The 19,540-nt window shown below is 73.4% G+C and carries 17 protein-coding genes; 9 read left to right on the forward strand and 8 right to left on the reverse strand.

The window, feature by feature from the left end; all coding sequences use genetic code 11:
* Positions 1–7: 7 nt before the first annotated feature.
* The 5 genes from ACGF12_RS05715 to ACGF12_RS05735 form a co-directional block, all read right to left on the reverse strand.
* Entirely contained in the window at positions 8–4,741 is a 4,734-nt protein-coding gene (locus ACGF12_RS05715) for a DNA repair ATPase (protein ID WP_393025973.1), read from the reverse strand.
* 37 nt (positions 4,742–4,778) lie between these two features.
* Positions 4,779–6,800, reverse strand: a complete 2,022-nt coding sequence (locus ACGF12_RS05720; RefSeq protein WP_393025976.1) for a flotillin family protein — start codon at positions 6,798–6,800, stop codon at positions 4,779–4,781.
* A gap of 64 nt (positions 6,801–6,864) precedes the next feature.
* On the reverse strand, positions 6,865–7,647 hold the full coding sequence (locus ACGF12_RS05725; RefSeq protein ID WP_393025979.1) for a hypothetical protein: 783 nt from the start codon (positions 7,645–7,647) through the stop codon (positions 6,865–6,867).
* Between the two features lie 204 nt (positions 7,648–7,851).
* Positions 7,852–8,967, reverse strand: coding sequence for a PucR family transcriptional regulator (locus tag ACGF12_RS05730; protein ID WP_393025982.1), 1,116 nt, complete (start codon positions 8,965–8,967; stop codon positions 7,852–7,854).
* Positions 8,968–9,056: 89 nt separating this feature from the next.
* Positions 9,057–9,839: a GntR family transcriptional regulator gene (locus ACGF12_RS05735; protein ID WP_393025985.1), complete on the reverse strand. Its 783-nt coding sequence runs from the start codon at positions 9,837–9,839 to the stop codon at positions 9,057–9,059.
* A 181-nt stretch (positions 9,840–10,020) separates the two neighbouring features.
* Here ACGF12_RS05735 and ACGF12_RS05740 point away from each other — a divergent pair, with 181 nt between their 5' ends.
* From ACGF12_RS05740 to ACGF12_RS05765, 6 genes are all read left to right on the forward strand, one after another.
* A complete protein-coding gene (locus ACGF12_RS05740) occupies positions 10,021–10,782 on the forward strand; it encodes a tyrosine-protein phosphatase (protein ID WP_393025988.1) in 762 nt (253 codons plus the stop codon).
* A gap of 124 nt (positions 10,783–10,906) precedes the next feature.
* Positions 10,907–11,119, forward strand: a complete 213-nt coding sequence (locus ACGF12_RS05745) for a hypothetical protein (RefSeq protein ID WP_393025991.1) — start codon at positions 10,907–10,909, stop codon at positions 11,117–11,119.
* The gene (locus ACGF12_RS05750; protein ID WP_393025993.1) at positions 11,116–11,457 is read left to right on the forward strand and encodes a hypothetical protein; all 342 of its coding nucleotides are present in this window, start codon (positions 11,116–11,118) and stop codon (positions 11,455–11,457) included. The genes ACGF12_RS05745 and ACGF12_RS05750 overlap by 4 nt, the downstream gene beginning before the upstream one ends.
* On the forward strand, positions 11,454–11,747 hold the full coding sequence (locus tag ACGF12_RS05755; protein WP_393025996.1) for a hypothetical protein: 294 nt from the start codon (positions 11,454–11,456) through the stop codon (positions 11,745–11,747). The genes ACGF12_RS05750 and ACGF12_RS05755 overlap by 4 nt, the downstream gene beginning before the upstream one ends.
* A 130-nt stretch (positions 11,748–11,877) precedes the next feature.
* A complete protein-coding gene (locus ACGF12_RS05760) occupies positions 11,878–12,435 on the forward strand; it encodes a hypothetical protein (RefSeq protein ID WP_393025998.1) in 558 nt (185 codons plus the stop codon).
* Positions 12,436–12,501: 66 nt separating this feature from the next.
* The gene (locus ACGF12_RS05765; RefSeq protein WP_393026001.1) at positions 12,502–13,065 is read left to right on the forward strand and encodes a DUF4291 domain-containing protein; all 564 of its coding nucleotides are present in this window, start codon (positions 12,502–12,504) and stop codon (positions 13,063–13,065) included.
* A gap of 12 nt (positions 13,066–13,077) precedes the next feature.
* Here ACGF12_RS05765 and ACGF12_RS05770 read toward each other — a convergent pair whose 3' ends face one another.
* The gene (locus ACGF12_RS05770; protein WP_393026004.1) at positions 13,078–13,938 is read right to left on the reverse strand and encodes an ABC transporter permease; all 861 of its coding nucleotides are present in this window, start codon (positions 13,936–13,938) and stop codon (positions 13,078–13,080) included.
* Positions 13,935–14,846 (reverse strand): ABC transporter ATP-binding protein, encoded by a 912-nt coding sequence (locus ACGF12_RS05775; protein ID WP_393026007.1) that lies wholly within the window; start codon positions 14,844–14,846, stop codon positions 13,935–13,937. Before ACGF12_RS05775 ends, ACGF12_RS05770 begins: the two co-directional genes overlap by 4 nt.
* 244 nt (positions 14,847–15,090) lie before the next feature.
* On the opposite strand from ACGF12_RS05775, the gene ACGF12_RS05780 reads away from it, so the two are divergent.
* From ACGF12_RS05780 to ACGF12_RS05790, 3 genes are read left to right on the forward strand one after another with little or no spacing between them, the layout of a single operon-like run.
* Positions 15,091–16,347, forward strand: coding sequence for an RNA-guided endonuclease InsQ/TnpB family protein (locus ACGF12_RS05780; protein WP_393026328.1), 1,257 nt, complete (start codon positions 15,091–15,093; stop codon positions 16,345–16,347).
* Positions 16,344–17,534: a sensor histidine kinase gene (locus ACGF12_RS05785; RefSeq protein WP_393026010.1), complete on the forward strand. Its 1,191-nt coding sequence runs from the start codon at positions 16,344–16,346 to the stop codon at positions 17,532–17,534. Before ACGF12_RS05780 ends, ACGF12_RS05785 begins: the two co-directional genes overlap by 4 nt.
* Complete coding sequence (locus ACGF12_RS05790; protein ID WP_393026013.1) at positions 17,531–18,187, forward strand: response regulator; 657 nt, start codon at positions 17,531–17,533, stop codon at positions 18,185–18,187. Before ACGF12_RS05785 ends, ACGF12_RS05790 begins: the two co-directional genes overlap by 4 nt.
* Positions 18,188–18,294: 107 nt before the next feature.
* Here the strand turns inward: ACGF12_RS05790 and ACGF12_RS05795 are convergent, their stop codons facing one another.
* Positions 18,295–19,398 carry a hypothetical protein gene (locus tag ACGF12_RS05795; RefSeq protein ID WP_393026016.1) on the reverse strand — a complete coding sequence of 368 codons (1,104 nt, stop codon included), beginning with the start codon at positions 19,396–19,398 and terminating at the stop codon, positions 18,295–18,297.
* Positions 19,399–19,540 lie beyond the last annotated feature (142 nt).

Here is a 19,540-nt window from a genome sequence, read left to right on the forward strand (position 1 = left end):
GTTGAGGTCAAGGCCGTTCGATTCGGTCCGTGGCCCGCCAGGCGCGCTTCAGCTCCGCCCAGCGCTCGACCTGTTCCGGCGTCAGGGTGCCCCACAGCTCGGCCAGCTTCAGCAACTGCGCCTCGGCGTCGGCGCCCAGCGGCTGGGCCTCGGCGCGGTAGTGGTCGGTGAGCAGGGCGTCGAGCTCGGGGCGGGTGAGCGCGGGGTCGAGGCGCTGGGCGAGCTTGGCCATGTTGCGATAGGAACCCTGGAGCAGGAAGGGCGGCTCGGTGCGGGCGCGGTCGTCCTGGGCGGCGGAGGCCAGGTAGGCGCGGTTGACGGCCAGGACGGTGGTGCGCAGGTGGAGCAGCCCGGCCAGGACGGCGGTCATCCGTTCGACCTCGGCGGCCGGCCAGGCGCCCGCGAGCTGCCCGCCCGGGGTGCCCGAGGCCCGCGCGAGCAGGGTGTCCAGGTCCTCCCGCTCGGCATGGGCGAGCGGGGCCAGGTGCGGGCTGGCGGGCAGGGCGTTCTCGACGAAGCTGAGCGCGAAGACGTCCTCGCGCCCGGCGACGGCGTCGCCGAGGTTCCACACGTCGGCGCGGTTGGCGAGCATGTCGGGCAGCCGGAAGAGCCGGCCGGACTCGGTGTACGGGTTGGCGGCCATCACCACGGCGAAGCGCTTGCCGCGCAGGTCCCACTCGCGGGCCTCGCCGTCCCAGACGCCGTCGAGTCGGCGCTGGGCGTCGCACAGCGGGACGAAGCGCTGCAGGAACTCGGGCGAGGTGTGCTGGACGTCGTCCAGGTAGAGCAGCGCGTTGTCGCCCGCGTGCAGGGCGAAGTTGAGCTTCTCCAGCTCGCGCCGGGCGGTGGCGTCCGGGGCCTCGGCCGGGTCCAGCGAGGTGACGCGGTGCCCGAGCGCCGGGCCGCTGACCGGGACCAGCAGCAGGCCGAGCCGCTCGGCGAGGTACTCGACCAGGGTGGTCTTGCCGTAGCCGGGCGGCGAGACCAGCAGCAGCAGGCCGCTGCGGTCCACCGGCCCGCCGGAGTCCGCGGTGCCGAGCTGCTTGGCGAGGTTGTCGCCGACCAGCGGCAGGTACACCTGGTCGATCAGCCGGTTGCGGACGAAGCCGTTGAGCGGCGCGGGCCGGTACTGGTCGAGCCGCAGCCGGGCGTGCTCGGCGGCCAGCAGTTCGCCGCGCAGTCGCTGGTACGCGCGGTATCCGGGGATCTCGACGTCCTCGAACTCGCGGACACGGGCGAGCAGTTCGTCCAGACGCAGGTCCAGCCGCCCGCCGGAGACGCGCGGGTGGTCGCCGAGCAGCCCGGTCAGCCGGGTGGCGACGGCGCCCTCGGCGGGGCGGCGCGGCAACGAGGGGCAGAGCAGCACGGCGGCGGCCTCGGCGAGGTCGCCCGGGTCGGCGTCGGCGGCGGCCGACTCCAGCCAGGCGGAGGCCAGTTGGCGCCGCGCGGGGAGCAGCGACGGCTCCTCCGGCAGTGCGGCCAGCGCCTCCGTCAGCCCGGCGGACTCGGGCGCGGCGTGGAACTTCTCCAGCAGCGCCACCGCCCCGGCCGAGTACACGAAGGTCGGTGTGGCGGCGGCGAGTTCGGCCACCAGGTAGTCCCCGGCGCCGAGCGCGCCCGGCGTGAACTCCGCGACGGCGGCCGACAGTTCGGCGGCCAGCGCGTCCAGGGCCGGCACCGGCCCGTAGGCCTGCCGGGCGAGGCCGAGCGAGCGGGCCCGGGTGCGCCAGACCAGCCGCTGCCGCTCGTCCGTGCCGTGCGCCCAGTACAGCTGGGCCGCCGCCCGGGCGTCCGCCGGGTGTCGCAACAGACCGGCCTCGGCTCCGAGTTCGAGCAGGGCGCGGAGCACCAGCGCCGCGTCGTGGTCGTGGACCCCGCGCTGGTAGCCCTCGTCCGGGCGCTGCTCGGCGGCCCGTCGGACGTGCTCCAGCAGGTCCGCGTCGGACGTGAGGGTGCCCGACAGCGTCCCCGGTCGGGCGGCCAGCAGCAGGCTGGCGGCCAGGTACTCGGCGCGGTAGAGCGCCGGGGTCTCCGAGGGCAGCGGGCGGGCCCAGTAGCGCTCGGTGGCGGCGAAGGCCGGGTCGGTGACGGGGGAGCGGTAGTCGGTGCCGGTGAGGCTGAAGGCGGGGCGGCCGCGCCAGGGCAGCAGGGTGAGTTCGGGCCGCTGGGTGGTGACCGCGAACAGGTGGCGGCCCAGCCGCAGGGTGCCGGGGCCGTCCCCGGCGAGTTCGGCCCGGTCGCGCAGCGCCCGGTGGGCGCGGCCGCGGGCGGCGCGCAGCCGTCCGGTCAGCTCCTCGGCGCGGACCCGGTCGCCGAGTTCGGTCAACTGCCGGGCGAGGTCGCGGAGTTTGACGGCGCTGGGGTCGGCGGCCAGGGCGGCGTCGATCTCGGAGGTGGTGCCGAGGGCGGCCAGCCGCCGGTGCAGGGTGTCGAGGATGCGGTCGGCGGAGGCGGACAGCCGGTCGGCGCGGCGGGCCCGCTCCTCCAGCAGGTGCTGGCGGCGGGCGGTGAGGGCGTCGTGGAGCTCGGTGCGCCGGTCGGCGAGCTGTTCGCCGAGCGCCGGGTCGGCGTCGGCGAAGCGGGTCTCCAACTGCTCGATCCGCAGCAGGAGTCGGCCGAGCTGGTCGTCGCAGGCCTCGGGGGTGTCGGCGGCGGCGAGCGCGGTGGTGGCGGCCTGGGCGAGCAGTGCGGTCTCGGCGGCGAACTCGGCGGCGGCCTCACGGGTGCGCAGCTCCCGGCGGCGGACGGTGAGCGTGCTGCGGGCCCGGTTGAGCAGCCCGAGCACGTCGGCGAGCCGGTCCAGGATCGCGGTGCGGGTGGTGGCGTCGGCCAGGTCGAGGGTGCCGATCAGCTCCGAGACGGTCTGCAGGGCCTCGCCCTGGGTGCCCAGCTCGACACCGAGGGGCTCCGCCTCGGCGGCGGTGGCGATGGCGGCGCAGCGCTCGGCCAGCTCGACGGCCCGCCGCCGGTGCGGTTCGAAGGCGGCGGGCTCGGCGAGCTGGACGACGGCCCGTTCGGCGGCCTCGGCGAGTCCCTGGGCGAGGTGTTCGGCGAGCGCGTCGATCCGTTCCCGGTCCGAGCGCGGCAGCTCGCGCAGCGCCTCGACCCGGCCCTGGGCGCGGCGCAGCCCGGCCAGCCGGTCGACCCACTCGGCGGCGTCGGCGAGGGTCTCACCGCGCGCGGTGCGCAACAGGCCCTCGACGTGCTCGGCGGCCTCCTCGGTCCGCCCGGCGGCGTGCGCGGTGAGCTGGGCGATCGCCTCGTACTCGGCGACCACCTGCCGGGCGGTGTCGCGGATCTCGGCGAGCGGCGCGGCGAGGTCGCCCAGGCCGCTCTGGCCGAGCCAGTGGTGCCGGTCGGCGGTGCGGGTGCAGGCGGCCAGCACGGCCTGGTGGCCTGCCGGGGTGTCGGCCCCGGCGGCGGCCAGCCGGGCCAGGGCCAGGCAGTCGGCCAGGCCGCGGACCAGGTCGGCGTTGCCGATCCGGGCCAACGGGCCGGTGCCGGGCGGCTGTTCGGCGGCGTGGCGCTCGCTGGTGAACGGGCTCTGCCAGAGCTGGACGGGGTGCAGCCGGGTGGGTCCGTCCTCGGCCGGGCGCAGAGCGATGAGGGTGCCGTCGGCGAGCAGTGCGTAGCCCTGGCAGGCGAGCGGGGCGGCGGCCTCCTGGCGGACGCTGTTGTACGGCTGCAGCAGCGCGCGCCCGTCGGCGGCGGAGCGGAACTCGTACAGCACGTCCTCGCCGTTGGGCGACAGGACGGTGCGCTCGTACGCGAGGCCGTCCACCGGCTGGTCGAAGGTGCGCACGGTGCCGTCGACGAGGTGGCAGCCGCCGGGGAAGGCCACGCCCTGGTCGGCGGGCAGCCGCAGGCAGGCCCGGCCGAGCGCGTCGATCCGGGTGACCTTCCCGGTGGGCAGGTGCACCACCAGGTGCCGGACGGTCTCCTCCTGGTACGGGCGTACCCGCACCAGCAGCAGGGTGCCGAGCCGGGCGTGGGCGATCTGGGCGTCGGCGAGGGTCTGCAGGGCCTCGGCCAGCGGCTCGCGGTGCAGCTCCCGGCCGTCGGGGGTGAGCAGGCTCAACCGGCCGCCGTCCACCTCGAGGTGGAGCCGGCCGGCGAGGTCGGCGCGCGGTGGGGTGCCGGGGGCGGCGGGCAGCTGGTCGTCGCGGGTCAGCGCCGTCCACTCCAGCTGCTGGCCGTCGGCGGGGGTGTGGTCGCGCTCGCCGCGCCCGTCCCGGTAGGCGGCCCGCTCGTCGTCGAGCAGCCAGCGCAGGACGCGGACGTCGGCGGCGGCCGGGCCGGTGCGGAAGACGGCGAGCAGCTTGCCGCCGACCGGGCGCAGCCGCTCCAGCCGGGCGTCGCGGAAGTAGCGGCGCAGCTCGGCGAGATCCTGGCGCAGCCGCGGGTCGTCCAGCAGGGTGCCGTCGGCGGGGGCGGGGGAGAGGTCCGGCCGGTGGAGGCTGAGCAGGTCCGCGAAGTCCTCGGCGCCGTCCGCCACGTCGACCGGCCGGGTGCCGAGCAGCAGCAGCCCGCCGACGGCGGTGAGGTCCTGGGGCAGGCAGGCCCGGGTGGTGGTCAGCCGCCCGGTGCCGGTGAGCCGCAGCTCCCCACCGCCGAACTCGGCGACCCGGCGGGCGTTCAACGCCTGTGCGCGGTCGGCGAGTTCGGCGGCGGACCGGGCGAGCCGGTCGCGCAGGACCTCGTAGGTGCCGGCGTCGAGCCGGGTATCGTCGAGGGCGTCCACGGTCAGTTCCTCAGGTGTTCGGTCGCTCAGCGGGTCGTCAATTGGAGCCGTTGACGGAAGCGCCGGCCAGCGTCCCGATCGGTGTCTCCGCGATGCCCAGCCTCTTCGCCGAGTCGAGCAGTCGGCGCAGCTGTCCGGCCTGCTCGCCGCCGGTGCCGATCAGCTGCAGCAGCAGCGCGGAGACCGTCAGGTTCTGCACGTCCACCGTGGACACCGAGGAGAGCACCCGGGTGAGGTCCTCGGTGAAGCTGGCCCGCCCGTCCAGCCAGGGCCCGGCCAGGGCCTGGGCGGTCTCCGAGTGGCCGACGAAGGCGTCCACGCTCTTGCCGGCCGTCACCGACTGCACCAGCTTGTCGAAGAAGACCGAGTCCCCGCCGACGATGTCGATCTTCGCCTTCTCCAGCCCGGCGGCGACCAGCGCGGCCTGCGCCTCGGCGATCTGCCGCTGCGCGTCCAGCCCGGCCAGCCGGACGTCCTTGTCGGCGGCCAGCCGCAGCCGGAACTCCTCGTGCTCGCGCGAGGCCTCGTCCAGCTTGGCCATCGCCGCGGCCTTCTCGGTCAGGCCCTCGGCCTCGGCCTTCAGCTTGGCGCCGACCTCCAGCGCGGCCGCCTTCGCCTTCTCGGCCTGCACGGCGGCCTCGGCGCGGCCGACCTTCTCCACCGCCGCGGCCTCCTGCTCGCGCACCTGCACCCGGGCCAGCCCCTCGGCGGCGGCCTCCGCCCGGATGCCCTCGGCCAGCTTGACCTTGGCGGCCGCGTCCAGCTCGGCGGCCTGCTGCCGGGCCTCGGCCAGCACCAGTGCCTCGCGGGCCTTGTGCGAGGCGGCCTGCTCGGCGGCCTCGGCGGCCTTGATGTCCTTGACGAGCTTCTCCTGCGCCTCGGCCTCGGCCTGGATGACCACCGCCTTGCGCACCCGCTCGGCCTCCTCGGTGGCGCGCAGCGTCTTGACGGCCTCCTCCTGCTCCGCGACGGTGCGCTCGACCGCGACCCGCTCGCGGACCACGTCGGCGACCTCCCGCCGGCGGGACTCGACCTCCTTCTCCTTGGCCATCACGGCCAGTTCGGTCTCCCGCTCGCGGCCGACCACCTCCAGCAGGCGGTCCTTCTCGATCCGCTCGTTCTCCACCGCGATCACCCGCTCGCGGTTCTTCTGCGCCACCGCGACCTCGCGGGCCTGGTTCTCCCGTTGCACCCCGAGCAACTCCTCGGTGCGCAGGAAGGCGGTCTGGGCGTTGAGCCGCTCCTCCTCCTGCACCCGGGCGATCACCGCGTCCTCCTTGGCCCGCAGGGTCTCGATCTCGCGACGCTGGCGGATCTCGGCGTCGGCCTGACGGCGTTCGAGCTCCAGGACGGTCTCCCGGGCGTCCACGTTCTGCCGGGTGATCTCCTTCTCCTCGGTGCGCTGGTACTCGTTGGTGCGCACGTGCTCGATCGCGGTCAGCTCGGTGATCTTGCGGATGCCCTGGGCGTCCAGGATGTTGTCGCCGTCCAGCTGGCTCATCGGGGTCTGTTCCAGGTGGTCGATGGCCGCGTCCTCAAGGGTGTAGCCGTTGAGGTCGGTGCCGATGATCGCGATGATCTGGTCCCGGAACTCGTGCCGGTGGGTGTACAGGTCGGTGAAGTCCAGCTGCTTGCCGACGGTCTTGAGCGCCTCGGCGAACTTGGCCGCGAAGAAGTCCTGGATCGCCTGCGGGTCGCTGGCCCGGGCGGTGCCGATCGACTGCGCCACCTTGATGACGTCCTCGACGGTCTTGTTCACCCGGACGAAGAAGGAGATCCGGATGTCCGCCCGGATGTTGTCCCGGCAGATCAGCCCGTCCCGGCCGGCCCGATGGATCTCCACCGTCTTCGCGGTGATGTCCATCAACTCGGCCTTGTGCAGGATCGGCAGGACGATCGTGCCGGTGAAGGTGACGTCCACCTTCTTCGTCCGGGAGACGATCAGTGCCTTGCCCTGCTCGACCTTCTGGAACAGACGGCCCACGAACAGCAGCAGGGCGAACAGGATGAGCAGCACGACGGCGACGAGTACGCCGAAACCCACGGCGATGGTGTCCATCACGGTGTCCTTTGACGAGACGGTGGTGCGAAGCAGGTGAGATGGCGATGCGTCGGGGGAGTGGTCAGATGCCCGGCGGCGACGGGTCGAAGGGCGCCACCAGGAAGTGCTCGCCGTCCGCGTCGTAGTCGAAGATCAGGGCGGTGCGGCCGGCCGTCAGACCCGGCTCGACGTCGAGCACGCGGACCTGGACGGTCGCGGTGGAGCCGTCCTCGGCGGTGACCTCGGCCTGCCCGAAGTCGGCCGTCACCCGGCCGGTGCGGATCACGCAGACCCGGCCGACGAAGTCCCCCCGGGTGATCGGCCGGTCCTCGGGGAACAGCCGCCGCAGCGGCCGGACGAGCACCCGGGTGCCCGCCCAGGAGGCGACCAGCGCGACGGCGAACACGCCGCTGCGCGCCGGTGCCCCCGAGGTGAGGACGGTGCCGGCCAGGCTGACGAACCAGGCGAGCGCGACCAGCAGCGACACCGCCACCGTCGCGGGCACCCCGCCCAGCCCCAGCGCGTCCAGCACGCCCGCGTGGTGGACGGCGCCCCTCTCCCCGTGGGCGCCACCGTCACCACCGTTGGCACCGTGCGCGCCGTGGGCGATCCCCCCGCCGGGCGCCCCGTGGGCCACGCTCCCCCCGACACCGTGCCCCCCGACACCGTGCCCGACGTGACCCACCTGGCCCACATGCCCGGCGTGCCCGGCACCCAGGTGGTGCCCGGCGCCGTGCCCCCCGTGCAGAGCGCCGGGCACCAGGCCGCCGAACAGCATCAGCAGCCAGTACCCGACGACCACCACGAGCGCGAAGCTGAACAGCGCCGTCGGAAAGGCCAGCGCGGCCGCGAAGAATCCCCCCATCCCGGCCACGCTCCCCCGTCTTTCCCACGGCGCCGCGCTTCGGCGCCGGGGAGATCATGGCAGCGGGAGCGGCGTCCGCACATTGCCAGGATCCGGCAATCTTTACGGCCTTTTGACACCCTGGTACGCGCGCTCCCGGTGACATTGCGACAACCGGGCAACAGGACGGCCCCGACCAGGTCATCCGGGGTTTGCGGCCGGGTCCTAGAGCGGCTGCTCCGGCCAGTTCAGCAGCCGCGCGCCCATCGCCGCCGTCTCCAGGGTGAAGCGCTGCAACGCGTCGGAGGGGTCGTACCCCGTGAGCGCCTTGATCCGCTCCAGCCGGTAGCTCAGCGTGCGCACGCTCAGCCCCAGCCGGCGCGCCGCCTCCGCGTTCACGTACGCCGCCTCCGCCTGCACCGCGATGGTGTCCAGCAGCGGACGGGCGCCGCCGCGGGCCTCGGTCAGCGGGCCGAGCACGCTGCGCACCAGGTCGGCCATCGCCGCCCGGTCGCGCATCAGCACCGGGAAGACCAGCAGCTCCTCGGCCTTCAGCTGCTGGGCCGACAGGCCGAGGCGCTGCGCGTAGTCCAGCGCGTCCAGGGCCTCCTCGTAGCTGCGCAGCACCCCGCTGGCGCCCGAGTGCCGGCGGCCGGTCGCCACCCGCAGCACCGGGCGGTAGCCGGGGCCCGGGCGCAGCGTCAGGTCGGCGAAGGCCTCCAGCACGGCGCGCTCGGAGTCCGGGGCGATGCACACCAGCCGGCCGTCCTTGCTGGCCAGCAGCACGTCGCGCTCGCCGAACCGCCCGGCGAGCTCCCGTTCCACCCGGTGCACCAGCGGATGGACGTCCGCGAACGGCTCGTCGCCGACCGCGACCGCCACCGTGTACGCGCCCGCCAGCCGCAGTCCGAACCGCTCCGCGCGCTCCGCCAGCAGGCCCAGGTCGCTGCGGCCGAACAGCAGGTCGTCGATGAACTCCCGTCTGGCCGCCTCCTCGTGACGGACCGCCAGGCGCTGGGCCCGCTCGTGCCCCTCGCCGAGCGCGGCCAGTGCGGCGTCGGTGACGGCCAGCACGGCGTCGCCCGTCCGGCGCAGTTCGCCGGCGCTGTTCGCGGCGGTCGTGCCGGGCAGCGTCTGCCAGGCCCGCCGGGCGGTCGCCAGGCACTGGGCGACCACCTCGCGCAGCCCGTGACCGGCCTCGGCGCACTGCTCACCGAGCCGGCGCAGGCCCTCCAGCTCCTCCCGGCGCAGCAGGCGCCCGGTGCGGGAGACGTCGGTGAGCAGGGCGAGGTAGGCCTCGGCCAGTTCGGTGGGTATGTCGCACTCGTTCGCCTCGGTCACGCTGTCCTGCCAACCCCCGTGCGGCCTGAATTTCGGCGGTGAACTTTAGCAGGATCCTTACGGGCGGGGGTCTGGCGCCGTCGACGCCGCTAGCGCTTCCTGAAGTGCAGCACGAAGCGCGCGCTGCTGCCGTCGATCCGGCGCCGGACGTAGAGCGACGGAGTGCCGTCCGGGGTGCAGCTCACTCCTTCCCGGACCAGCAGCGGGGTGCCCGCCGGGACGCCCAGCAGCTCGGCGTCCGCGAGGTCCGCGCCGATCGCGCCGAAGGCCCGCCAGTCGTACTCCAGCTCCACCCCGGCCGCCCGGGCCAGGTCCAGCACCAGGTTCCCGGCGTGACCGGGCCGGACCAGCTCGGCGGGCAGCGGACCGAACGGCACCCAGTAGCTGCACGCCGCCCGGGCCCGCCCGCCGAGGCGGATCACCGAGTCCACCCGGGACAGCTCGCCCGGCGTCCGGCCGAGCTGGCGGGCCGCCTCCTCGTCCTCCGCCGAGCCGGTCACCGGCGGGGCGGCGACCACGAACTCGCCGTCCCCCTGATCCCCCTCGGGCAGGGCCTCGTGCACGCTGCCCAGGTCGAAGCGCTGGCTGCGCGGGTCCACCGCGATCGAGACCCGGACGGCGGGCGGGCGGACGAAGGTGCCCACGCCCCGGCGGATCTCCACCACGGCCGCCCGCTCCAGCTCTGCGACCGCCTGCCGCACGGTCAACCGGTTCACGCCGAACTCGGCGCTCAGCTCCGGCTCGCTGGGCAGCCGGGCGCCCGCCGGGTAGCCGCCGGCGTCGATCCGCTCCTGGAGCTGCCGGGCCAGCCGGCGGTACAGCGGGATGCTGGGCGGATTGCTGGGGGGAGTGCTCGGAGGGTTCGTCGCCACGGCTCCGATCCTACGAAGTCGCGGGCCGCCCCCCGGCTCGCCGTGGCGGGCCGACGGGAGTGGGATGGAGAGGTGCCCCGCGGGCCGCGGCTTGCCCGGCACCCCGGTGACGGGTTAGACATCTAGACGTCTAGATGTCCTGCTCGTCTCCGTGTGCGGCTTCACCCGAAAGGCCCCTCGCATGTCCCTGGTCAACTTCCGCGACTCCGCCCTCCTCAGCGACCCCGAGGGCCTGCGGATCCGCCCCGGCGTGCTGTACCGCTCCGCCCAGCCGTACCCGGCCGCCGACGAGGCCGTCGTCGCCCAACTGCGCGCCTGCGACATCCGCACCATCGTCGACCTGCGGGACCCCCGCGAGACCCGTCCCGCGGACTGGGCCGCCGCCGAGGAGGCCGGGATAGCCGTCGTCGCAGCCCCGGTGAACCCCGCCACCGACGCCCTCACCGCCCGCATGAGCACCATGACCACCGCCGCCGACCTCGGCGAGTTCTACGTGCTGCTCGCCGAGTCCGCCCCCGAGGCCGTCACCGCCGCCGTCGAGGCCGCCGCCCGCCCCGGCGCCGTCCTGCTCCACTGCGCCGCCGGCAAGGACCGCACCGGCCTGCTGACCGCCCTCCTGCTCGACCTCCTCGGCGTCCCCGCGGACCGCATCGTCGCCGACTACGCCCGCACCGCCGACGCCCTCCCGCAGATCTTCGCCAACCTCGCCGAACGCCACCGCACCGCCCTCAACGGCCAGGGCCCCACCCGCGTCACCGACTCCGACGGCCGCCACCTCACCATCCCCGCCCCCCTGCTGGAGGCCCCCGCCGAGGCGATGACCGTCTTCCTCCACCGCGTCCACACCCACCACGGCGGCGCGGCGGCCTTCCTCCCCGCCTGCGGCGTCCCGGCCGCGACCCTGGGTGCCTTCCTCGCCAAGGCGGCGGTGGCCGAGGCCTGAGCGCGGAAATGTCGGTGACCTGCGCCGTTGTCGTTCCCGGCATCAAGACTTGCGCCGAAGTATTCGGCATTTGTCTGGCGGGGTGTGCGTTGCCATCTGCCGAATCTTTCGGCATCCTTTCCCCGTGGCCACTGACAGCGACCCCCGTGTGAAGCGTCTGGAGCGCGCTACGAGGCGCCTCGCGGATGCGGAGAGCGAGTTCAACGCCGCGCTTCTGGATCTGCTCCAGAACGGGCCGCACGGCTCGCAGCAGACCGCGACGCAGATCACCGGCATGAACCGCGACACCCTGCGTCGGCGCGTCCGCGCGGCCGAACAAGAGGGAGCCGCAGCGTGAGCGCCGCGCCCATCCGGCGGACCCCGCCACCGATGCCGGGCCGCACGCCGCGCGGGCTGCGCGAGGCGATCGCCACGCACACGCCCGAGCTGCTGCCGGAGTTCGAGGACGAGTGGAAGCGGTTCGTCGCCGACACGTACAACGTCGCCCCGGTGCCGGCGTTCGTGACGCGCTGGTGGGAGCGGTTCGCGCTCGCCCGTGACGCCGAGTTGAACGCGCACGTTCGGGACCTGTTGGAGCGTGCGGCCGGCGCCAAGTCGCACGCGGAAGCGATGGCCCTGATGGAACAGGTCTCGGAGATCAAGTATTCGCTTCGCGGCTTGGAGCCGGGGGAGTGAGCGACGAGCCGTTCACGGGTCCGCCGTGGGCGGTGGAGTGGACGGAGCGGGCCGCCCGGGACCGGGATGCGCTGCCGCCGCACGTCCGGGCGCTGTGTATGGATGTGCTGGTGGAAGTCCTGTCAGCCCGCAATCCGTACGTCAACGAGTTCTCCGAGCCGCTGCGGTCGAGTGACCCGAAGGGCGACCACTCGGCGCACTTCGATGACGGTCGGGGTTGGTTCGAGTTCAACTTCATTCGGCGGGAGACCGAGCCGCAGATCGTTGTGTATGAGCTGTTCTGGCAGTGAGTCTGGCCGCCGGCCCCGTGGCGAACGGGGCCGCAGTGTGCCGCGAGTGACCCGTTCGGACCGTCCCCGACCGGAATCCAGGCGGTCCCGGCCGGTCCAGACCCGGTGCCTGCCCATACCTTGATGGGTCATGAGCTACGCCGGCATGTGGTTCCTGATCCCCGCGCCCGCCGAGGCCGTCGAGCGGCACGGTCCGAGGCTGCGGGCGCTCCTCGCCGAGCACGCTGCGGACCCGGGCAACCGCGAGCTGCTGCGCCGCTGGGAGCGGGACGGGCTGGGCCCGGACGAGCTGGAGTGCCTGGCGACAGGTCCCCTCGGGGAGGACCCGGACGGGCTGTACGCGGCCTGGAGCGACTGCGGGGAGATCGGCCCGTGCGTCGTCGTCTCCGCCCGCAACCGCTACCCGGTGCTCGGACTGGCGCACGCCCTCGGCCCCGAGCGGCTGGCCGGGTTGCCCGGCTGGTTCGGGGACCTGGTCCTCACCCCCGAGGAGGTGGCGGCCGCCCTGCCGGCCGTCGAGGCGGTGTTCGACCTGGACGCCGCCGCCCGGGCGGCGGCGGAGGAGCGGGCGCTGGCGGTTCTGCGGGGGACGGACGACGTCTCCGGCCTCTTCGACGCGGTCGTCCCCGTCTGGCGTGCCACGGTCGAGGCCGGGCAGGGGCTGATCGGTGCCCAGCTGATCCCGTAGCCGCCGGAGAATCCCGTTGCGCCGGGCCCGCCCGTCCTGGCAGCGTGCCGGGCCAGGGGGTGCCCGATGACCGCACTGCGCGAGATCCGCTCCGACCACGACGACCGCACGATCGTGCTCTACCAGGCCTACCCGCCGGCCGTCGCCGAAGCGGCCCTGGCGGCGGGCCGCTTCGTGCCGCCGTTCAGCTTCCAACGGATGACGTGGATCAAGCCCTCGTTCCGCTGGCTGATGCACCGCAGCAACTGGGCCCGCAAGCCGGGCCAGACCAGGGTGCTGGCGGTCCGGATCACCCGTGAGGGCTGGGAGGAGGCGCTCGGCCGGGCCGTGCTGACCACCGCCCACCCGGACGAGCTGGCCCGTGCAGAGGTCCATGTGCAGTGGGACCCGGAGCGGACGCTGCGCGGGGCGGCGCTGAACCACTACAGCATCCAGGTGGGGGTCGGCCGCTCGCTGATCCGCACCTTCGCCGAGGAGTGGGTCACCGAACTCACCGACCTCACCCCGCAGGTGCAGCGGATCGCCGCGCTGGTCCGCGAGGGCCAGGTGGCGAAGGCGCAGCGGCTGTTGCCGCCCGAACGTCCGTACCTGCTGCCCGCCGAGACCGCGCGGCGCCTCGACATCCGGTGACCGGAAAGGACTTCAGACGTCCCGCCGCCGCACCACGACCACCGTCACCGCCACCGCGACGGCCGCCCAGACCCCCATGGTGATCCAGGAGTCCAGCACGCTCGGCGCGTACTTCCCCATCGTGGCCCCGGAGTGGGGGTTGATGGTGAGCCGCTGCACGGTTGCCAGCGGCAGGTGGGTGCCGATCTCCTTCAGCCACCGGTAGCGGTCCCCGCCGAATATCAGCGGCAGGATGAACATCAGCAGCACCAGCGACACGATCGAGGCGGTGGCATGCCGCAGCAGCGCGCCCAGCGCCATCCCGATCAGTGCGCAGACCGGCACGATCGCCGCGTAGGAGAGGAAGACCCGCAGGCACCCCTCGTCGGTGATGGAGAGCCCGACGTGCCGGGAGGCCAGCATCGCGTTGGTGGCGAAGAAGGAGGCCGTCGACACCACCACCCCGGCGAGCGCGGTGATCCCGCCGATCAGCAGTACCTTGGCCGCGATCACGCCCCGTCGGTCCGGCACCGCGGCGAAGGTGGTGCGGATCATCCCGGTGGTGTACTCGCCGAACACGGTGATCGCGCCGAGGCTGCCGGCCGCGACCGCCATCAGGTCGCTGGCGATGCTGCTGAGGCCGTGGAACAGCGGGTCGTACCGGTACGCCGGCATGCCGGGCAGCCGCGGCGGCGGGTGGTCGATGTACGTCAGGTCGCTGTGGACGGCGTTGATGTTGATGACGATCGCCACCAGCGAGGCGAGCGCCAGTACCCAGTACGTCGACCGCAGCGAGCGTAGTTTGATCCACTCGGCGGCGAGCAGGTCGGTGAACCGGGGCGATGGCTCGGTGGCGAGGGCGGCCTCGGTGCGGATCAGGGTCATGGTGCTCATCGGGCCTCTCCAGCCAGGTACTCGACGCTGTCGGCGGTCAGGGACATGAACGCCGACTCCAGGGACGACGTCCGGGCGGCGAGCTCGTGCAGCACCACGCCTTCGCGCAGGGCCAGTTCACCGATCCGCTCGGCGGCCATTCCGGTGACGATGCCGAACTGCGGCTCGACCACGCCGACTTCGGCGCCCTCGGTGCGCAGCGCATCGGCCAGCCGGGCGAGTTCCGGCGCCCGCACGGCCACGCTGGACTCCGCGTGGCGGGCCGAGAACTCGGCCAGGCTCTCGTCGGCGATCAGCCGGCCGCGGCCGATCACGACCAGCCGGTCGGCGGTGTGCTCCATCTCGGCCATCATGTGGCTGGAGACGAAGACCGTCCGCCCCTCGTCCGCGAGCCGGCGGAACAGCCCGCGTACCCAGAGCACGCCCTCCGGGTCCAGCCCGTTCAGCGGCTCGTCGAAGAGCAGTACGGGCGGGTCGCCGAGCAGGGCGCCGGCGATGCCCAGGCGCTGCTTCATGCCCAGCGAGTAGCCGCCGATCCGCCGGCCGGCGGCCTTGCCGAGCCCGACCTCGGCCAGCACCTCGTCGACCCGCCCGAGCGGGATCCGGTTGCTGCGGGCCAGCGCCGACAGGTGCGCCCTGGCGCTGCGCCCGCCGTGCACGTCACCGGCGTCCAGCAGGGCGCCGACGTGCCGCAGGCCGCGCGGCCGGTTCGCGAAGGGCACGCCGTCGACGGTGACGGTGCCCCCGGTGGGGGTGTTGAGGCCCAGGATCATCCGCAGCGTGGTCGACTTGCCCGCGCCGTTGGGGCCGAGGAAGCCGGTGACGGTGCCCGGCCGGACGGTGAAGGTCAACTGGTCGACGGCCGTGGTGGCGCCGTACCGCTTGGTCAGTCGCTCGATCTCGATCACGGGGACAACGGTGCCGGTCAGGGCCGTCGTCGGGCATCGGGCGGCGGGACACAACCGCGGGCCACCACCCCCGCCCCGGGGATTACTCCCGCGGGCCAATGCGCCGCCGCACCGCCCGCCGCTACGGTATCCAATCGCGGTGCACTGGTTTCAGTCCGGTGGTGAAGCGTTCTTGATCCTGCTCGGAGCTGCGTATCTGCACCCTCCGGCACTGTTGTCAGTACCTCCCGATAAGTTGGTCGTCATGCAGCTCCGGTATTCGTTCCGCGTGTACCCGACCGCCGGTCAGCGTGCTGCGTTGGCCAGGGCGTTCGGGTGTGCCCGGGTGGTCTACAACGACGCGCTGCGCGTGCGTGAGACCGCCTTCGCCGCCGGGCTGCCGTTCGTCGCCTCTGCCGAGCTGTCCAAGCGGCTCACCGCGGCGAAGAAGACTCCCGAGCGCGCGTGGCTCGGGGAAGTGTCGGCCGTGGTCCTGCAGCAGTCCCTCCGGGATTTGGACACCGCATACCGGAACTTCTTCGACGGCCTGAAGGGAAAGCGCCCGAAGATGGGACCGCCCCGGTTCAAGTCCCGCAAGGACACCCGGCAGTCGGTCCGGTTCACCGCCAACGCCCGATGGGAGATCACCACAGGCGGCAAGCTGCTCCTGCCGAAGATCGGCGACATTGCGGTGAAGTGGTCGCGTCAGCTGCCGTCGGTCCCGTCCACGGTGACCGTGGTCAAGGACAGCGCGGGCCGGTACTTCGCGTCGTTCGTCATCGACACCGACCCGGACGCCGATCTCGGGCGCATGCCCGAGACGGACCGCCAGGTCGGGATCGACCTCGGTCTCGGGCACTTCGCTGTGCTCTCCAACGGGAAGAAGATCGACGCCCCGCGCTTCCTGCGCCGGGCCGAGAAGAAGCTCAAGCGCGCCCAACAAGCCCTCTCCCGCAAGGAGAAAGGCAGCAAGAACCGCGACAAGGCCCGCCGCAAAGTCGCCCGAGCCCACGCTCAGGTGGCCGACGCCCGGCGAGAGTTCCACCACCAGCTCTCAACCAGTCTGATCCGCGACAACCAAGCGGTCGCGGTTGAGGATCTGGCGGTGAAGGGACTCGCCCGCACGCGGCTGGCCAAGTCCGTGCACGACGCCGGATGGGCGCAGTTCCTCGCCATGCTGGAGTACAAGGCCGCCCGGTACGGGCGCGCCTTCCTCCGTATCGGCCGGTTCGAGCCGACCTCTCAGGTCTGCTCGAACTGCGGCGTCAAGGACGGCCCCAAGCCCCTCGGCGTCCGGGAGTGGACGTGCGGTGCATGCGGGGCCGTCCTCGATCGAGACATCAACGCGGCGGTCAACGTCGTCAAGGCCGCCGGACTGGCGGCATCGGCCTGTGGAGCGCAGGTAAGACGGGCACCCGTGCCCGCACAGCGCGGCGAAGCAGGAACCCACCGAGACGGTCACACGACCGTGGCAGGGATCCCCAGCCCTTGGGCCGGGGAGGAAGTCAACATCGCGTCATGATCACCGAACCTCGCCCGCCCCTGCTCAGGCGCCTGCCCGCGGGTGTGTGGGTGGCGGCGTTCTGGACGAGCCTCGTGGTGTTCCGGTTCTTCACCCGGGCCGACGAACTGCGCCTCCTGTTCGACTACCACGGCAACCCCGAGGACATGCCGCTGGTGGTCACCGCCGTGGTTACCACCCTGGTGGCGTTCCTGCTGGTCCGGCTGCCGCTGGGCGCCGTCGCGGCAGCGATGGCAGGCGGCGTGTTCGCGCTCGGGATGTGGAGGACCCCGGAGACGGCGCCGGTGCAGTTCCTGATCGCCGAGGCGGTGGTCGGCTACTGCGTGGTCACCCGCTCCCGCCTGGTCTCCACGATCGCGGTGTCGATGCCACTGACCGTGCTCGCCACGCTGTACCTCTGGGGCATGGTCAACGGCTACGCCGTGAACCCCTACGCCTACCTGGGCCTCGCCGCCACCGTCCTGATCGCCTGGCTGATCGGCAACACCGTCCGCCAGAGCCGCGCCCACACCGAGGCCCTGCGCGGCCGCGCGTCCGAGCAGGCGGTCACCGCCGAACGGCTGCGCATCGCCCGCGAGTTGCACGACATGGTCGCCCACAACATCGGCATCATCGCGATCCAGGCCGGCATGGGCAGCCGGGTCATGGACACCCAGCCGGCCGAGACCCGCAACGCGCTGAACGCCATCGAGGCCACCAGCCGGGAGACCCTGGCCGGGCTGCGCCGGATGCTGGGCGCGCTGCGGCAGGGCGAGGGGGAGTCGGCGCCGCTCGAAGTCGCGCCGGGGCTCGACGAGTTGGACCGGATGGTGGAGAAGGCGGCGGGCGCCGGGGTGCGGGTCGCGCTGACCCGGCGCGGCGACGCCCGTACCCTGCCGCCCGAGGTGGACCTCGCCGCCTACCGGATCGTCCAGGAGGCCGTGACCAACGTGGTCAAGCACTCCGGCACCCGCGACTGCCACGTCACCGTCGCGTACGAAGACCGGGAACTCGGCGTCACCGTCGTGGACCTGGGCGCCGGCGCCGCGACCGGCACCCCCGGCACAGGCTACGGCCTGGCCGGCATGCGCGAGCGGGTCGCCCTGCTGCACGGCGAGTTCAGCGCCGGCCCGCGCCCCGAGGGCGGATTCCGCGTCGCCGCCCGACTGCCGATCCCCGAAGAAGCCGCCCTGGAGGTGGGACCGTGATCCGCGTCGTCCTGGTCGACGACCAGCCGCTCATCCGCACCGGCCTGCGGGTGCTGATCGCCGACGCCCCCGACCTGGAGGTGGTCGGGGAGGCCGGCAACGGCGCCGAGGCCGTCGAACTGGTCGCCCGGCTGCGCCCGGACGTCGCCGTGATGGACATCCGGATGCCCGGCATGGACGGCATCGAGGCCACCCGCCGGATCCTCGCCGACCCGGAGCTGCCCACCCACGTGCTCGTCCTCACCACCTTCGACGACGACGACTACGTGTACGGCGCGCTGCGCGCCGGAGCGAGCGGATTCCTGGTCAAGGACCTGGCCCTGGAGACCATCCTGGACGGCGTGCGGGTGGTCGCCGCCGGGGACGCCCTGCTCGCGCCCGGCATCACCCGGCGCCTGATCGGCGAGTTCGCCGCCCGCCCGGAGGCCGCCGCCCGGCCCCGGAAGTCCGCCGCGGGCATCACCGAGCGCGAGCGCGAGGTGCTGACCCTGGTCGGCCGCGGCCTCTCCAACACGGAGATCGCCGAGGAGCTCACCATCAGCGTGGCCACCGCCAAGGCGCACGTCGCCCGGCTGCTCACCAAGCTGGACGCCCGGGACCGGGTCCATCTGGTCATCCACGCCTACGAGTTCGGCCTCGTCGCGCCCTCCTAGGGCGCGCCCTGGGGGCAACGCCCCGGGAACGCGACGAGCGCCGGGGTGGGCCCGCACAACCCCACCCCGGCGCTCTACCCCTGTGTCAGATCGTCATGGGCGAGGCCTCAGGGGACGATCGCGTGCGAGATCTGGCAGGAGCTGTTCACGTTCGACCAGGTCGCCTGCATGGCGAACGAGCCGGTCGAGAAGTTCACGTTCTGCGCGCCGCCGGTGCCGCCGGTGCCCTTCCAGGCGCACTTGTCGCCGTTCTCGGCACCCGTGGAGTCGGTCCAGCCGCCGGCCGGGTTCTGGTCGGTGACGGTCTCCGCGTACTCGTGGCCGTACACGATGGTCACGCCGTCCAGCAGGCCCGCGTTGCCGGTGTTGACGTAGTTCTGGCCGCAGGAGGCGCCCATGTCGGTCACGTACGGGTTGTTGCTGAACGCCACGTCACCGTACGGCGAGGTGGCCGCGCCACCGCTCAGCGTGGTGTCGCCGTTCCAGTCGTGCCAGGCGCAGAACTGGCCGGTGGAGGTGTTGAAGCCGTCCGGGTGGGTCCCGGTCGGCGAGAGCACGATGTACTGGGCGTTGCGGTTGGAGGCCGCCGTGGTGTTGCCGAAGTGCCCGGCGGCCGCGATGGCCTCGGTGGCGATCTGGTTGCCGGTGGCCTGGCTCGGCGCGGCGGCCGAGGTGTCCACCCAGACGCCGGCCAGCGCGCCGCCGGTCGGGTAGCCGACGTGCGCGGCGGTCGACGGGCAGCTGGTGGAGCCCTTGGCGATGCCCTCGCAGTACTGGGTCAGGACGCCGGACCAGAGTTCGTTGTTGGTGCCCAGGCCCTTGTACAGCTGCTGGGCGCGGACGGCCTCGCCCGACGGGTCGCCGGACATCGTGGTGTAGCCGTTGGCGTCGGTGCCCGCGGTGCCCCACTGGGAGCCCCAGATGACCACGTAGACCTTCGGAGCGCCGGTGGTGACACCGATGCCGTCGACGCCGCCGCCGTACTTCAGGTTCGACGTCCGGGTCGCGGCCGCGGAGGCGGCGTTGGCGTGCGCGGCGCCCTCCTTGGTGGGGACGACGCCGTGCCGGTACGGGTGGCTGTTCCCGGCGAACTCGCTGCTCGGCTGGTCCGCCTGGGCGGCCGGGGCGGCGGCGAAACCGGTGGCGGCCAGCGCCAGTGCGCTGAGCCCGGTCAGGGCCCGGACTCGCGCCTTGCGGGAGGTGGGGGACATGCCCATTGTGAGGGTTCCTCTCTCATGCCGACCGCGCACGGATGGGGCGCGGCAGCACTGTGGGGGACAAATGGGGAGGAGCGACGACGGCGACCCGGAACCACTGGCGGTTCGTCATGAACAGTCAGTGAAGTGGGGATGG

This window comes from Kitasatospora sp. NPDC048296, assembly GCF_043201815.1.
Classification (GTDB): domain Bacteria; phylum Actinomycetota; class Actinomycetes; order Streptomycetales; family Streptomycetaceae; genus Kitasatospora.